This is a genomic window from Falsihalocynthiibacter sp. BN13B15 (assembly GCF_041205415.1).
Classification (GTDB): Bacteria; Pseudomonadota; Alphaproteobacteria; order Rhodobacterales; family Rhodobacteraceae; genus Falsihalocynthiibacter; species Falsihalocynthiibacter arcticus.
On the sequence record NZ_JBGFCE010000105.1, the window covers coordinates 1 to 348 of the forward strand.

Annotated in this window: 1 protein-coding gene; it reads left to right on the forward strand. The window is 56.3% G+C overall.

The window, feature by feature from the left end; translation table 11 throughout:
• On the forward strand, window positions 1–348 hold a 348-nt coding region (locus AB9F26_RS22380; RefSeq protein WP_369769141.1), incomplete at both ends, for a LysR substrate-binding domain-containing protein.

Consider the following 348-nt stretch of genomic DNA (forward strand, 5'->3'; position numbering starts at 1 on the left):
GTTTTACAAGGAGGCCAAGAAGGTGCTCGCGTCGATCGACGATGCCGAAGCAACCATCGCGACCTTCTCGGAAACCCCGCGTGGCGTCATTCGTATTACAGCCCCTCTGGGCGCAGGTCGACGGATCGTTGCCCCCCTTGTTCCACGTTTTGTCGAGGAATTTCCAGGAACCGAAGTCCAGATGCGCTTGTCGGACCGCAAGGTCGATATTCTGGCTGATGGTTTGGATCTGGCGTTTTTCATCGGCACGCCGCGCGACTCAAATCTTAAGCTGCGCAAGATCGCGGATTGTGAGCGCATTCTCTGTGCTGCCCCGCAATATTTGGAACGTAACGGCACACCAACCAC